Source organism: Paenibacillus sp. J22P218 (genome assembly GCF_056269195.1).
Genome location: NZ_JBWDNL010000004.1, coordinates 94,935 through 112,056, shown reverse-complemented (window position 1 = coordinate 112,056; position 17,122 = coordinate 94,935). Strand labels below are relative to the sequence as shown.

Below are 17,122 nucleotides of genomic sequence, written 5' to 3'. Positions count from 1 at the left end.
TCATATTACTGCACGAACAAAGCTCCGAGCCCTTGTATCATGAGGCTCGGGGCTTTTTTTGTTTTTCCCGACTTACTTGTCATATTTGGAAATTCATGTTTAACCTAAACTTTGGCTGCGGTTTGTCCGATATATACGTTACATCTAACTTTAAAGGACAGAAGTGGAGGAGGCTTATTGTGTTTAAAAAAATCTCAGCAGTATTGCTAATGCTGGCCCTCGTCCTCCAGGTACTGCCGCCGTACAGCGGCACAGGAGTATCTGCCGCGACGGGAAGCTTTAGCTTTGCAAACGAATCCGACGTATCGACTGCACCGCGCATTACGACCGAGCCGCGCGTAACGCTTGCTGGTTCGATCAGCAACGTCAACGGATCGACGGTTTCGTACGATGTCGTCCAAATCATCAACAATAAAGGTAATAATGATCCGGCCGATGATCAGATCGGTTCGAAGCGCGAGAACGTGACGAGCAATATCTACATTAACGGATTCAACATTCAAGTATACAACATTGAACTTTTCCCAGGCCTTAACCGCATCACATTCCGAGGCGTGCAAGGCGGAGGAGAAGTTACTAACTCCATCTATATCAATTATCATAACGCGCCAGTGTTCTACGATTTGGTTGCTCAGCTTGACGGCAATCGCTTCAGCATCGAAGAGAACGGTACGACGGTAGTTCATTCGACGAACTCGGCCGGCAAAACTTCCGCTGACATCAGCCTTACAGGCTTCGCGCCTAACGCGCAGTCCGTAACCATTGTCACGAACAGCAGCAGCAAGACGTATAATGTCAGCAGTTCGAATGACTACCAGTTCGCTGCTTCTCCGATTAACTTGCAGCAAGGCAAAAACCTTGTGACGATTCGCGTCAAGAACGCCGATCAAACGATCGAGACTTCACGCGAAATCGCTTTTTATAACGGAAATGTAACGTTCTACGACGTTAACTTGAGCGAGCTTGTTGGGACAACTACCAATACAGCGGCGCTAGAATACAACCCTAACTTCTCAGTTACGAATGTTAGTAACGTTCAAGTAAAGGGTAAAGTAATCGTTCCGAACTACCAAAAGGACGATTCGGTTCCTGCGGATGGTATTTTGGAGCCGCATCCGGATCCGAACAACCAAATTCCGATCAGCTATTCCCTTACCAAATCGCCAACGACGGTAACAGGATCCGTGTATACGAATTCTGCATCATTGCCTGTTGGCAGTGCAACAGACGCGTTCTATGTATACGAGTTCAGTGCTCCTCTGAGTACCTTTGTAGGCGCGGCACCGGATTATAATGTTCAATACGGCATTAAGCTAACGGCTGTGAACGAGAAGAAAAAGGCTCAGAGCCTATCGTATAATGAAGGCACGGGCATAATGAACTTCTCGCTTCGAAACGCGAACCAACGTTATATCGAGCAAATCAATTATTTGAGCGGCTACGAGACAGGCAAGCCGTTCGAAAATTTAACTAGCTCGACTCTAGAGGGCATAAATTTGTTCAGTATCCCGTTTGCGATGGAAGTGCTCGTTGCGAATCCTGATATTACGAACACAGGTAATCTTGTCACTGTGAACAATTTGACAAGCTTAACAGGCGTAGGAGCTGGCAGCACCTATCTCGCAAACGCGAGCAACGCCAATTTTGAGAACATATCGAATCAATTAAACACGAAATTCGTTTATCGAGAAATCAACGGCGTGAACCGACTCTTTAAACGCGAAATCATTGTATTTAAGAAACTTCCTTTCGAAGGAACGCAAACCGTAGAACTTAACGTGGGCGGAGCAGCCCCAGCCGGAGTGAATAAGACGGTTACGTTTACAATGTTATTCGGTCCTTTCACTAGCTACCAATCGATTTACGATAATATGTTGATTTACGACGATACGAACTTGACGGGCACGGAGCGCGCTACAAAAGTAATTACCGAAGCGCTTTCCGATTTCAAGGGTCAAATCAACAATATTAACAATACATCGGAAATTCGTTACGACTTGACGAGCGGCGGCGCGCAAACGGTGTTCTTCTACATCAACAACACGCCGATCCGTCTAGCTCCGCAGAGTGCTGCGGATCCGACGAAATTCCAAATCTACGATGCGGCTGAACGCATTCGTGCTTTCGGAGCATTATTCAGTGGCGAGAACGAAATCCGATTTGTATTCCAAGGCTCGAAAAATGCCTACGAGAAGAAAATCAAAATATATTTAGTGCCTACGAATCTGCCGGTAATTCCGGTTGACACGGCGCTAGGTATATTCCCTTACAGCACCAATTACGAGGAGCCGCTGGCGAACGATCCGAAATTCCCACTGCAAGGAACGATCTTCACAACAACTGAAGCGTCGATGAACATTTTCGGAACATTCGACTTTATCGATTTTGGCAACAATATTACTGTCGCGGCCATTGATGGTAAAATAAGTCAAATGGCAAATGCATTGAACAATTTAACACCGCCATCCAGCTATATTCTCAAGATCGACGGCAGCTCGCTTGAAGCGCCGATTAAGTGGGACCTGACCAAAGCGTTCTATGTGATCAACAGTGCAGCTAACAATGCACAGATCGGTATCGTCAATCCTAACCAAGTCGTTGAGAACCTTTCGGTTAGATACGATATTGCAACGCAAAGCTTCTCCTTTATTCTTGAACGTCAGAAACTGAATGCTGACGGCAGCTCGAGCGTGTATAACTTTACGGTGTATAACAACGGAGAGACTGGCCCAAGAGCTAGCTACCGCTTGGAAGTGGATCCAACCTCGATGCCTTACACGATTGTGCGTCCGATTCTCCCGGCAAAGAGCATCGTTAACCAAAACTTCCTTGAAGTCGTTATTGATGCACCAGTCGGTACGGAGTCCGTAACGATCAATAAAATCAAGGCCGAGAAGATTGAATTCGACTCCGATAACAATCCGTCGACGCCTGAGCTTGATTATACGAATACGTACAGGGCTTACCTGAATACATTGAAAGTCGGCAAAAACGAAATCAAATTCACGATCGTCCGTGCCGATGACGAAGTGGAAAGCAGCTTTGAGATTACGTACAGACCAACCAATATTCCGGGCGCTCAATACCTGGAAACGATGAAAAACTCGCATAAAATATTCGAAGGCGCAGTCAGTCTGAAATTCCCTGCCAACACGTCTTTGATACGCAGCGACTTCAACGTGCCGGCCGACCTGAAAAACCAAGTGTTCACGGGTCACAATCTCTTGTTCGCCATCGCTAACGGCGAAGACGGTGTCGTTGACCGCCGCGAGCTGGAAGAGAAACCGCCGGGATACGATATTACGCTGGAGAGCTTCGGAACAAGATTCCGTCTTTCCTACCCGACGAGATTTACGAAAGCTAGTCCTGTTTATTGGATCGATGCGGGTCTTGCTGATGACCCGAACTCCGCTTCTTATGACCCGTTAACAATGGGCGTGGATCCATATCAGTTCCCGGGCGCGAAAGGTACAAACGGAACGAAAGTACCTACTTATGACGACCGTCCTGACGATAGGGAATTGGTCACGTCCAAGACCGGCGAACTGACGCTTACTTTCGATCCGAATATGAAGGACAGCGTTGGCACGATCATTACGGTTTACCGTTATGATGTGAAAGCGAAGTATTGGGAAAATATTGGCGGCGTTGTAGACGTAAAGAAAAACACGATTACCGTTCCGTTCAATAAATTCGGCTATTATGTCGTTGGCAAGATGGTGTACGCATTCGAAGACGTAACATCTCATCCATATGCGCGCAACTTCCTCGAAGCTATTTATGCTAAAGGGGTAATGAACGCTGCAGGCTACGATGAGTTCGGAACGGATATATATGTATCCCGCGGCGAGTTTGCTCGAATGATGGTGAAGGCGCTCGATATTCCGCTTAACTACGAGCTGAGCAAACCGCATTTCAACGACGTTCCTACTATTATTAATCCGGATGCGTTATGGGATTACCGTTACATTGAGACTGCTGCCCGCGAAGGCATCATTCGAGGAACGGGTCCACAAACGTATCAGCCGAACGTTAACCTGACTCGCCAAGAAGCAGCGGTAATCATTGCTAGAGCGCTTGATCTGAAGCTGGGTACAGACGCAACGAAGATCAAGAAGGATCTGGACAAGATTTTCAAGGACAGCGGCGACGTAAACTACTACGCTCAATCTTCCGTTGTTGCGGTGGCGAAGAAAGGCTTTATCGTAGGCTCGCCTGTCGATGCAAGCAATCCAAAGGCAGGCTACGTATTCGAACCTAGATCCAACTTGCTTCGTTCAGATGCAGCGATTATTACTGCGAAGATTCTTGCCGATCTGAAGAAGCTGCCTAAAATCAATTAATAGCTAGTGAAGCACGACAAGAAACGGCCGCAGGCATAGTCTGCGGCCGTTAATATTGTTATTGAGAAAGCGGTAATATGAGAATCCTGAAACATTATCCATGGAAAAACTTAAGTATCGACGTTGATGAGTGAAACAAGCTATACTAGCAAAGTAAAGAAAGAAAGGGCTTATCCAACTGAATCGTACATAAAAAAACTTTTCAGGCAAAAGCGCAACTTTTCCCTGAGCATTGCGTCTAAATACATGGCAGCGCAAAACAAGCGATGAAATTTGACGAATGCGCATCGGAATAGCCAAATAGTTGGAATGAATTCTCAACTTCCTCTTTACGGTAGGGGTAGCCCATTGTATAATGTTATAGTGGTACACCTACTCTAGCACTCTTTTACTTATTGTTTACAAGTTTCTGCGACATGTTATTACATAGGGTTAAGCATGCGCGCAGACATCATTTATACGAAATCAATGCTCTACTCTGGGAAGGGGGTGAATCGGCATGAGAGAACCGAGCAATCTATTATCCAATCAACACTCTCAACAACCGAAGGTATTTAGAGGAGGAGAAAAAAAGGTTATGAAAAAAAGTTTATCTTTGCTCGTAGCAATCGCGATGGTATTCTCGATGTTCGCAACATCGGTATTCGCGGCTGATGAAAAAACAACAGAACAAAAATACGACGAACTAGTGAAAGCTGGTATCTTCGCAGGTTTGCCAGGCGGCGAAGCTGGTCTGGATCAAACAATGACACGCGCTCAAGCAGCGGTAATTATCGCTAAGCTTGCTGGCTACAAAGATGGCGTTACTTCCCCTGACGCTGGTTTCAAAGACGTACCTGCTGGTCACTGGGCTAAGGCTTATGTTGACTTCGCAGCTAATCTTGGAATCATCTCCGGTCTTGGCGACGGCAACTTCGGCCCAAGCTCGAACGTAACAATCGAACAACTGGCTAAGCTGGCTGTTGACGCTTTGGCTAAACTTGGTTACAAACTTAAAGACGCAGTAGCTGTAGAAGGTACTGTAACTGAATGGGCTAAAGAATATGTTGGCAAAGCAATCGCTAACGGCATCTTCGCAGCTCAAGCTGACTACACAATTCCAGCTCTTCGCGGATTGCTTGTAACTGCTTCTTACAGCGCTTATGAAGCTCTTCAAGTTCCAGCTGCAATCGTAGTTGAATCCGTTAAAGCGGCTAACTCCAAAACATTGGTAGCAACATTCAATGTTGAAGTTGGCACTGCTGTGGCTAGCAACTTCACAGTTCACGCTAAAGACGATGTTTATGCAATCAACGTTGTTGAGAGCGTAGCAATCGACGGCAAAACAGTTAAAGTTACTTTGACTGATTCGCTTGATAGTGAAACTACTTATGTAGTAGTAGCAGAAGGCGTAGTTTCCAAAGAAAACAACCTGGTTCTTGCTTCCACTTCGAAAGAAGTGACTTACGCTGCTACGGCTGCTGCAAGCATCGCTTTCTCTGGCACTACTTACGCTCATAACAAAACTGTAGGTCTTGTTATTAAAGATGCAAACGGCAACGACATCACTCCTGACTTCGATCTTACTGACGAAGAAGTAATCTCCGTTGAAAGCTCGAACGAAAACGTTGTAGGTACTGATCTTGTAACTAACTACTCTGGTTCCAGCAATGCTGCTCAATACGCAGTTGTTAACGCTAAATTGCTTGGCGACGAAGGCAAAACATTGTTCGAAACAGGCAACACAATCATCACAGTAAAAGGAACGCTTGACGTTGCTACTACTATCGATGCTGTTACATTGACTGCTGATCCAGAGACTGAAACTTTCGCTAAAACAGATCTTGCTTTGAGCGCTAGCGAAAACGATCAATACCTGGCTACTAAAGTTCTTGACCAAGACGGTGTGAAAATTACTGACATTGCTTTGTCCGTAACTTACAGATCGTTGAACCCATCGATCGCATTGGTTGATGAGGAAAGCGGTTATGTTTCCCCAATCAAAACTGGTACGGCTTCCGTACTTGTAAAAGCAACTTACAACGGCAAAACAGTTTCCAAAACAGTAACTGTTGAAGTTAAAGCAAATGCAGAGAAAAAATCTTTGTCGGCTGTAATCACAAACTCGAAATTGGTACTTGGTTCCGATATCGAAAACACTTTGACGATCAAAGTTCTTGACCAATACGGCGACGTGTTCCCAATCAACACGACTGCTCAAGTAACGACAAGCAAAGATGGCGTAATCGCTGATTTGTCCAAAACTGCTACTGCTGTAACAATTACTGACGGCGTAGCTGAATTGCCAATCGAACTTGATGAAGATGCTGTTAAAGGCACTGCAACAATCAAAATCGTAGCTGCTGATTACACGAAATCCGTTTCTATCTCTGTTGTAGAAGCTGGCACATTCGCTGGTTACGCTGCAGTAGTAAGCAGCACTAACCTAGATGTTAACGGCGACGCTGCAGACACTGAGCTTGATTCTGCTGTAACAGTTAACGTGTACAAAAAAGACGTTAACGGCAACTACATCGGTAAAGCAACATCTGACAACGTTACTGTAACGCTTGTTGATGCTGAAGAAGCTTCCGAAGGTGGAGCAGTTGAAATCGACGGTCTTGACGTAGTTGCATATGCAGCTGGTACTGAGTCCGTAACCGTTTATGTTGATTCCGTTAAAGTAGCTACGCTGAAATTCACTGTTGTGAACACAGCTTCGACTTTGACAAAAGTAACTCAAGTTAAAAACTCGCTGTCCGTAACTGCTTCGAATGACTTGTTCGCAGCAATCCAAGGCGCGTTTACTGTGAAAGATCAATACGGCACAACGCTTACGCTTGCTGCTGATAAGATCGCAGTTCACTCTTCCAAAGAAAGCCTGATCCCTGCATACAACGCAGTTGATGCGGCTGCTGGTGACTGGACAGCTGTTAGCGGTCAAACTGGTTCGGCAACATTGATCGTTATCATTAACGATGTTGCTTACACACTTACAGTTGTAGTTCGCTAATAGTAGAATGACCTAAGAAGGAGGCTGTCCTCTAAATCGCTCCGCGATGAAGAGGCCCAGCCTCTTTTTTTTGTTTATGTTCATTCATGGTTCACATAACTACGATATACTGTTAATTATTATGGACAAAACAGCAACTTCTATACGGCTGTAAGCGTCTATACAGTTAATAAGTTCGAGGAGGAATGATTTGTGAATACAAGGTGGATCAAGATCGGTGCAGCGACTGTAGCCACGTATGCATTATTGGCTCAATCGGCGATCCCGTTATCGCCATTGAAGGTTGTAGAGATCGCTGAGGCGGCATCGATTACGAGTCAAAGCGTCAAGCTTAATGCATCCAGCACGATATCCGTACGTGACGGTCAGTTCTTGATGCAGGATCAAGGTAAAGTATTCGCTTATACAGTTACAATTAAAAATAGCGGCAACACAACTATTAATATGCAAGATTACTATATTCGTTTGGTTACGAAGTCGGGTAGCCGGTACATATCCAAAGTGACGGAGGCCGACAAAACTAAATTAACCGTTGCTCCTAATACAACGGTTAATGTTACTTATTATGCGGTTGTTAATATGAATACGAAGCTTTCCGACCTCGCATTTAATATTATTAAATGGGACTTCTCTTCATCCAATTACGAAAAGTTGCTTGGGAAGCTTAGTTTCCCTGAAGGCTCAACCGATAAAACAACCGCTTTTCAAGCTAAAACAATGTTATACAATGGCGGAACGCTTCGTGGCGCACTAAAGCAATATATGGTGACCAGTGATAAAAACAACGTTTACGTAACGATGAGCTTTTTGCTTGAAAACTCGGGCCTTCAGAGTGTCAACGTAGCTAATATGAAACTGTTCGCACAATCGGAAGGCTTAGCTACATACAATGTCGATACTACGGCATTCACGAATCTTACTATTCAGCCAAAAGAACGAAAAATCATTACGTTAAGCTCAACGATGCCGCTTGCTATGAAGGGCAAGAAGTTCGCATTAATCGTAGCATCACCGAACGAAGGCGGTACAAGCTCAAGCATTCCAGTAGGCGTGTTCGATATGCCGAAAGTAACGCCTGCAGCGGCAGTAGAAGTCGGTAAAGTAAAGACGGTTTATTTGAACGGCGTTACGGTTAACAGTGGTGTCGGATTTGTAACGACGAGCGAGAATGATGACAGCAGCTTGAAGATCGAAATGGATTACGATCTTGAGAATATCGGGACAACCTTCACCAACGTACCGAATTTGAACTTCTCGCTTGTTACGGCAAGTGGTGTTGTTTATCCGCTAGCATCTAACAATGCCGAAGGGACAGCCGTTTCATTGCTGCCGAAAATCAAGAAAACGATCACCATGAGCGGAGACATCCCGGCATCGGTGAATTTGAATACGTCCCAGCTTGTCGTACGTTCTGGTGTAACGGAAACGAACTCGGGTTACGTCGTAGCCAGCTATAAAGTGAAGAAAGACGGCGGCGTCGCAACCGGCGGCAACACGTACAGCTATGACGATGGCTATCTCGTTAAATTCAATTCGGTTCACCGCCTGCCGACATCCGAGAAAGATTCGTTGATTGCCGAAATCACGATTACGAATACGAGCAAGGCTGCTAAGAAAACGCCGAATTTGAGCGGTTTTTTCATGTTAAACGGCGTACAAATCTCCGAAGCGCATCAGGTCACTTCTTTGGATAGCGAGCTGTATATCGAGCCTAATGCTACGGTCACCAAATATGTTCATGTGAATATTCCTTATACGGCGCAAGTAAGCAATGTCTCGCTAGTTCTTACGGAGCTGCCGGCAACTTCAACCGATAAGGAGAAAAAGCTGTATCAATTTGGCGCGCAAGCGGTTAGCACAGTTCCAACGCAAACAAAGGACCAAAGCTATCTCATCAACAATGCGGGACGCAAAGCGGATATTAAGCTGCTTACGACGAGATTCTATGATAACGTGACGGAGAGTTATTTCTACAGTGAATTCGTCGTAACGAACAATGAACAGCGTTACGCAGCTATCGCCGATATCGGTGGTTATTTGCAAGATGTGACGGGCTTTACGATTCCGGTCCAATTCATTAAATTCACGGAGAGAGTAACGCCGGAAGGCAAAGTCTTAGTATCTGCATGGGCCAAAGTTTCAAAAAATTTCAACCGATTAGGTTCGTCTCTTATAATCGGAAAAACAGCTGAAACAGCCGTTGGCGAAGTGAAATCAACCGTTATGATGAATCCGGTCGCGTACAAGCTTACGGACGAGTCGGGATCAGCAGTGAAGACTGATTTGCTTGGCATTACATTCAGCGGATACAATCTTAGCCTTAAAAATTTGAGTACGCAGCTTGCATTCTCAGGCGAAGGAAACTCGGATGGCATTCAATTCGATTTAGATTACGATCTTGCTGTTGGAAACGATTATGATTATGTCGCAGGAGATCATAAAATCGTAATTGAATTGAATGGGGGCAGTTCTAATACGACTTACTCCAAAACATTTGCGTTAAAAAAATCCGATGACAACGCGCTTACCGTACTCGAAGAGGGCACTTTGAATCCGCTGTCGGTTGTCTTTAATGATGCCAACATCTTAAATAAACTAAATAACCTTAACGATACGTATACGGTCAACGTGTACGATGTGTTCGAAGGTGCTAAAATGCTTATCGCAACAAAGAAAGTCAAGTGGTTCACAACTACGTAATTAAGAGCTACTAACGCAGTGACATATTTATTGAGATGCTAGAGTGGAAACAAAAAACTGGTTAATCCTACTCAAATCTAGTATCTTATTAAGAGATAAATAGATTTGAGAGGAGACTGCCAAGTGAAACAAAAGGTATTACGAATCGTCGCCGCATGTGTACTATTAGGTGCAGGCGTATGGATCGGCGTTAACTTCGTTTCGCCGCTTGAAGCGGAATCAAACACGCTCACGCCAGGCTCTGTAGAAGACCCTGTCGTGACGAAGAGTTATGTCGACGAGCAGCTTGCTAAGATTAATGGAGGCGGCGGTTCAGGCGGTGGAAGCGGTGCGAGTGCGACACTAGAAGTTGTAGCCGTGCCTGCAGGTAAAATAATGCTTGCAGGTGCCGGTACAGAAGTCATCGTGCGTGTAGGCAAAGCGCTCGCTTATAGTGTGGATACGAACGGCGTAGCGGATCTGACAGACGGTACGGAGCTTAAGAAGGGCACAGCCGTTCCAGCTAACCATTTGCTTATCTTCCCTCGTGAAGGCCGTGGCATTCAACCTGATCCTGCTCAGAAGAATGGGCTTACGGTACTGGTAAGAGGCAGCTACGTTCTGCAATAGCGGATGGAATGGATACTACATTTTCCCCGAACTGACAATAGGTTATACGCTTCAAGGAGCCAGGAACAGCACACAATACAATTGTTCCTACATTACTTGGAGGTGTCACCCAATGAGTCGTTCGAATAAAGTAGTAGTACCGAATTGCAAATCTGCCCTAAACCAAATGAAATATGAAATTGCTGCCGAGTTTGGCCTCACATCTGGAGGCTACGGAAGCACTGGTCATGATACGGAGTTCGCAGGCGAGTTAGGCGGTACGACTGGCGCTAGCGGCGGCAGCGTTCAATGGTCTAACTTGTCGACTCGTCAAGCCGGCTCTGTTGGCGGGGAGATTACGAAGCGCCTCATAGCTCAAGCTGAACAGGTGCTTGGAAACTACCAGTAATCACCTCGGAATTAAAAAGGGCGTCCATTGACAGTAAGCGACAATTTCGGTATCATACTGTTTTAGAAGAGTTGTCTAACAACCTTTTCCTTCGCGGAAAAGGTTCATTTTTTGTGTAGAAAGTTAGCTCTTATTCCATACTAAGGTTGTAGGAGGTTGATACGGATGTCGGTCAAAGGACGCCACTTGTTCACATCGGAATCAGTAACGGAAGGCCATCCCGATAAAATATGCGATCAAATATCTGACGCAGTCTTAGATGCATTCCTTGAAGCAGATCCATATGCGCGTGTTGCTTGCGAAGTTTCTGTAGCAACAGGTCTTGTGCTTGTTATTGGCGAGATCAGCAGCCGTGCGGATTATGTTGATATTTCGGCTATTGCTCGCCGTACGATTAAGGAAATCGGTTATACGCGCGCGAAATATGGCTTTGACTCCAGTACTTGCGCGGTTCTCACATCGCTTAACGAGCAGTCTGCCGATATTGCGCAAGGCGTTAACGCTGCGCTTGAAACACGCGACGGCAAAGATATGAAGCAAGAGAACGAAGACATCGGAGCAGGCGACCAAGGCTTGATGTTCGGTTTCGCGACAAATGAGACGCCTGAGCTTATGCCGCTTCCGATCGCCCTGTCGCACCGCATCGCACGACGCTTGTCGGAAGTGCGCAAGAACGGTACGCTTGATTACCTGCGCCCAGATGGCAAAACGCAAGTAACGATTGAATACGTCGACGGCAAGCCGGTTCGCGTGGATACGATTGTTGTATCGACACAGCATGCTGAGGAAATTACGCTTGAGCAAATTCAAAAGGATATTCTCGAGCAAGTTATCAAACCAGTCGTTCCAGTGGAATGGCTTGATGAACAAACAAAATATTTCATTAACCCTACCGGCCGTTTCGTTATCGGCGGACCTCAAGGCGATGCTGGACTTACCGGCCGTAAAATCATCGTTGATACGTATGGCGGCTACGCTCGTCACGGCGGCGGTGCATTCTCCGGTAAGGATCCTACAAAGGTTGACCGTTCGGCAGCATATGCCGCGCGTTACGTTGCAAAAAACATCGTAGCTGCAGGCCTTGCTGACAAATGCGAAATACAATTGGCATACGCGATTGGTGTTGCGAAGCCGGTTTCGATCAACGTCGATACGTACGGCACAGGCATCGTTGCAGAAGAGAAGCTCGTTGAGCTGATCAACAGCAACTTCGACCTTCGCCCGGCGGGCATCATCAAGATGCTGGACCTGCGTCGTCCAATCTACGCTCAGACAGCTGCGTACGGTCACTTCGGCCGCACGGACATCGACCTTCCTTGGGAACGAGTCGACAAAGCGGATAAGCTGAAAGCAGAAGCAGGCGCATCTACCAGCGTATAAATTATAAAGACAAATCAAAAGAGGCTGTACCTTCGTATAGGAGGAACGGCCTCTTTTTGCGTTCAACAATGTTAAAAAGTTAAATAACCTAAATTTTTCAACCTCAAAAACCGACAAATAAGATACGACTGTAATTTTTGAGGAGTGAAATGGAATGAAAAGAACCAGCAAGCTGTCTTTGTTCATCGCTGTCGTATTGTTGCTGCAAATCGGCCTTACAGGCTGGTCATCGCATTCGCAGTATGTTTCCGCGGCAGCGGCAGGGCCGATCGCATTAAGCTTAACTCCGGCCGACGACTTAATAAATGTTGCACCAGGAGCCTTACTTAGGATCATTTTTGATGAGAACGTAGCGAAAGGTTCGAGTGCAAATACGATTGCGATATATGAAGCATCTACAAATATGCCATTCGAAAGTCTGAGCGTCACCAGCAGCCGCGTGAAGATTTTGGCTAATAAAACCGAAGTTACGATTGATCCCCAAAAGGATTTTGATATTAATACGAATTATTACGTGCTTATTACCGCGGGTGCGTTCGTCAATGAATCAAACGGGGCAGGCTATGCTGGCATTCAATCGGCGGATGCGTGGAATTTCAAAACGGTTGAAACGGATGAGCCGATATCGCTTAGTTTGCAATCTTATGCTCCCCTAGGCACAGGGATTCCAACGAATACGGCGATCACTCTTAATTTTAGCAAACCGGTATTCGCGACTAGCGGAAATATTACAGTCGTATCCGGTGATGACAGTCAAAATATCGCTGTAACGTCCAGTTCGGTTCGGGGAAGCGGAACGAGCACGATTACAATTACGCCGCCAGTTGCGTTGCAACCGAACAGGACGTATAGGGTTACGATTGGCAGCGGACAATTCCAAGATGAACTAGGCAATGCGTACAGCGGAAGCAACTGGAATTTTACAACAATGGACTCTGCAATCAAAATAGCTGCACCATTCTCTCCGGCCGATGATGCTGTAAACGTCGAAACGAATGCTAAGCTGATTGTTACATTTAATACAGCGGTAAGAGCTGTGAGCAATAAGTATATTCATATTAAAATTGTAGGCACGAATGAGACGTTCCAGAGCATAAGAGCGACGAATACTTCTATTGCCGGCAACGTTGTAACGATTACGCCAAGTCCAGCATTGCGAGCAAACACTTCGTATTATGTCGTTATAGATTCAGGCGCATATGAAATTGCTGGAACAAGCGATTATTTCACAGGTATTACGAGTGCAAGCGTGTGGAACTTCACGACAAAAGATTCCACCGCGCCAACGGTTGCAACTCTATCGCCCGCAAATCGTGCAACAGCGGCGAATGTGAATACAAAGCTTCAAATGACGTTTAGCGAAAATGTTCTGCCTAGCAGCGGAAATATCGAGATTAGAGTGTCAGGTACCGGCGCGTTGTTCCGTTCCATTCCCGTTACTTCGGATCTAGTCACCGGCGGGGGAACGAATACGATTACGATCGACCCTAATAAAGCGTATAACGGCGAAGCAAAGAAACCGTTCGTCAACAATACGAAATATTACGTCATCGTGGGAAATACGTCTTTCCGCGATGCTTCAGGCAATTATTACGGCGGGATTACGACCAATACGGGTTGGACTTTTAGCGTTACGAGCGACACGGTTAAGCCGATTGCCGTAGCACAGACACCAGCAAATAATGCTATTGCCGTAAAAGAGGACGCGGAGTTTACGATGACGTTTAGCGAGGGCATCGCTCTAAGCGATGAGTACTTAGCTGGTACTGCAAGAGTAACGATTTATGGTGTGGGTACGGGAACTTCTTATAACACAACGTTATCGATCGACAGTGCTAACGAAAAGAAATTAATTATTAAACCTGTGGGACTTCTAACTAGAAGCACGAGCTATTACGTCTATATCGATCCGAATGTCATTACTGATATTGCAGGCAACTATTACGTCGGCATTCAGAATGAATATCAATGGGCGTTTAAGACGATAGGTACTGATCTTACGCCTCCTGTAATCAGCAAAGTCGAGGCGAACGACAGCTCCGTTATATTGACCTACAACGAGGAACTCAACTCGAATGTGAAGCCGCTTGCGGGCAGCTTCTACATTACGGTAAACGGGGCTTTCCGCCCAGTAAACTCGGTGCAGGTAAACGGTACGACTGTTGTGCTTACATTATCGAGTCCAATTCTAAGCGGACAGCTTGTCAAGCTTTCTTATACGAAAGGAACGCCGGGACTTATTCAAGATATATCGGAAAACGCGGCTTCAAGCATTGTGAGTATGGATGTTCCTTTAGTATCGGATACTTCTATTCCGAAGCTGCTTGGTATAACGGCATCTGGAAGCAGCGTTACGCTCTCTTTCAGCAAAAACTTGATTGCGCCTAGCGCGAATGCCTATTTGCAATTCAGCGTGACAATAGGAAGCAGCATTTATTACCCGATTGCCATATCGGGCAACGGCAGCGTCGTAGTGCTAACCGTAAATACGGTTATTACGGGCACGCAATCGGTTAGGGTGAGCTACTCGCCGGGCTCTTATCCGCTAAGGGATTCATCCGGCAATAACGTAGCCGCCTTCTCGAACGCATCCGCGACGAGCGGAACGGATATTACGGCCCCTAAAGTGCAGGCGATTACGGCTAACGGCCTTCTCATTACGATTAAGTACGACGAGAGTCTCAATCCTGTAACGAAGCCATCGGCGGGCCAATATAGCGTGCTGGTGGATAACGTTGCGAGAACGGTCACGACGGTAAGCGTAGTTGGCGATACGGTTACATTGGCGCTTAGCACAGCCGTAAGCAGCGGCCAATCGGTCAAAGTGTCTTATTCGCAAAGCGGAATCGCGCTTACAGATTTGGCTGACAATAAAGCGCCTGCGTTTTCACAGGCTGCGGCAGAATCCGGCGATGCGAAGAGCGGCTTGCTTGGAGCTGTAGCCAAAGGGACGACCGTCACGCTAACCTTCAACGAATCGTTGAACAATGCCTATGTACCGTCAAGTATTCAATTTTCGGTTAAGGTGAAGGGGGTTCTGTCACCCGTTTCGCTTGTAACCGTAAGCGGTTCAGTAGTGAAGCTTACTTTGTCCGCTCCTCCGGGAATTGGCGACGCGATGACAGTAACTTACTTCTCCAACGGATTTGGACTTCAGACATCGAAAGGCATCACGCTGGACGGGTTTGAAAATGTGAATGTCGCTAATCAGACGACGCTGCTCGATACGTTATCGGGCGACTTCGAATCCGTAGACGGCGGAATCGGCATTAAGAGCACATCCGTAGCTTCAGCAGCCGATACTTCGCCTGCAGGCATGTCGGCGCAACGGTATACGCTGCCGCAAGACTTGATTAGCCAGGCTTATCAGACAGCCAGATCGGCAGGCGTAGCGGCTCCGAAGGTCGTGTTCACGGTTCCCGTTACGGAGAGCGCGGCAATTGTATCCGTCCCGTTAAGCGCTTTGGACAATGCGTACAGACTGGGAGCAAAAGCGATCTTTAAAGTGATCTATGGCGACACGAGCTATGAAATTCCGTTAGCCGCGCTGGATTTCTCGGCTATTATGGCTTCACTTAATGCAGGCGGATCCGTAGGCAATTTGCTTATCAAGATCGATCAGGGAAATTCTTCCCTGACAACGAAGCTAACGTCAACGCTGGGCACTACGGGTGGACAAATCATTTCGGGACCGGTTCACTATGATGTGTCAGCTGCGAGCGGTTCGATCATCAAGCCTATTACCGGTTTCAAAGGTTATGTCAATCGCACGATTGCAACGTATGCTAGCGTGTCGACGAGTCAATCGGCTGTTGTATGGTATGACGAACAAGCGGGAACAATCTCGTATGTGCCGACGACGTTTGCTTCATCAGGGGGCAAGACGACAGCAACGTTCAAACGCAAGGGCAACAGTGCATATGCGCTAGTGCAAAGCTCGAAATCGTTCTCTGATGTAACGAACCATTGGGCTGCGCCTGCAATTAATACTCTGGCACGCAAGTATATCGTCGAAGGCAGAACGAATACGAAATTCGAACCTCAGGCGAACATCACGCGCGGTGAGTTCGCAACGTATATTGCCAAAGGACTCGGATTAACAGGCAATAAGACGGCGGCTGCGAAGTTCAAAGACGTAAGCTCAAACACGACGATGGGGGCTTATATCGGAGCCGCATCCGAGACCGGCATAATTTTCGGCAACACGGACGGCACGTTTAAGCCGAATGCCCCGATTACGCGCCAGGATATGGCGGTTATGATGGGCAGAGCGGCAGCAGTCGCTGGCGTTACCATCACGTTGCCATCATCGACATCGAGCTATTTGAACAACTTCACGGACAAAGGCAAAATCGGCACATATGCGCAGGCAGATGTAGCCAAAGCGGTATATGCAGGAATCATGTACGGCAAAACGACGACAGTAATGAGCCCGCTTACGAATGCGACGAGAGCGGAAGGCGCTGCGTTGATCATGCGTTTGCTGGAGTATGTGGACTTTATAACTCCTTAATCATCCTATAGAAGAGGGGGAATCTAGCTGAATGTGAGAGCATGGCGCTCACAGACAGCTAGATTTTCTTTTTTTTTACTTGAAATAGGTTATACCTTTCAGCTATTGGAATGTGATAGAAGTCTTTTATCATGCGTAACTTTTTTGCAACTCTAGTAGTCTATACTACATAGACGTACTAGATGGGAGAGTTGCTA

General features: G+C 46.4%; 7 protein-coding genes. All 7 read left to right on the top strand.

What is annotated here, in order from left to right:
- Positions 1-179 precede the first annotated feature (179 nt).
- The gene (locus AC0YN0_RS18625) at positions 180-4,343 is read left to right on the top strand and encodes an S-layer homology domain-containing protein (protein WP_475822607.1); all 4,164 of its coding nucleotides are present in this window, start codon (positions 180-182) and stop codon (positions 4,341-4,343) included.
- Between the two features lie 499 nt (positions 4,344-4,842).
- A complete protein-coding gene (locus tag AC0YN0_RS18620) occupies positions 4,843-7,335 on the top strand; it encodes an S-layer homology domain-containing protein (RefSeq protein ID WP_475822606.1) in 2,493 nt (830 codons plus the stop codon).
- Between the two features lie 192 nt (positions 7,336-7,527).
- Positions 7,528-10,035 (top strand): hypothetical protein, encoded by a 2,508-nt coding sequence (locus tag AC0YN0_RS18615; RefSeq protein ID WP_475822605.1) that lies wholly within the window; start codon positions 7,528-7,530, stop codon positions 10,033-10,035.
- Positions 10,036-10,158: 123 nt separating this feature from the next.
- Positions 10,159-10,644: a hypothetical protein gene (locus tag AC0YN0_RS18610; RefSeq protein WP_475822604.1), complete on the top strand. Its 486-nt coding sequence runs from the start codon at positions 10,159-10,161 to the stop codon at positions 10,642-10,644.
- A gap of 112 nt (positions 10,645-10,756) precedes the next feature.
- Positions 10,757-11,032, top strand: a complete 276-nt coding sequence (locus AC0YN0_RS18605) for a small, acid-soluble spore protein, alpha/beta type (RefSeq protein WP_475822603.1) — start codon at positions 10,757-10,759, stop codon at positions 11,030-11,032.
- A gap of 165 nt (positions 11,033-11,197) precedes the next feature.
- Positions 11,198-12,412: a methionine adenosyltransferase gene (gene metK / locus AC0YN0_RS18600; RefSeq protein WP_475822602.1), complete on the top strand. Its 1,215-nt coding sequence runs from the start codon at positions 11,198-11,200 to the stop codon at positions 12,410-12,412.
- 154 nt (positions 12,413-12,566) lie between these two features.
- Positions 12,567-16,925, top strand: a complete 4,359-nt coding sequence (locus tag AC0YN0_RS18595; RefSeq protein ID WP_475822601.1) for an Ig-like domain-containing protein — start codon at positions 12,567-12,569, stop codon at positions 16,923-16,925.
- Positions 16,926-17,122 lie beyond the last annotated feature (197 nt).

Coding starts and splice junctions, on each gene's coding strand:
- AC0YN0_RS18620 (WP_475822606.1), top strand. CDS start 4,843: ATGAGAGAACCGAGCAATCTATTATCCAATCAACACTCTCAACAACCG.
- AC0YN0_RS18605 (WP_475822603.1), top strand. CDS start 10,757: ATGAGTCGTTCGAATAAAGTAGTAGTACCGAATTGCAAATCTGCCCTA.
- metK (WP_475822602.1), top strand. CDS start 11,198: ATGTCGGTCAAAGGACGCCACTTGTTCACATCGGAATCAGTAACGGAA.
- AC0YN0_RS18595 (WP_475822601.1), top strand. CDS start 12,567: ATGAAAAGAACCAGCAAGCTGTCTTTGTTCATCGCTGTCGTATTGTTG.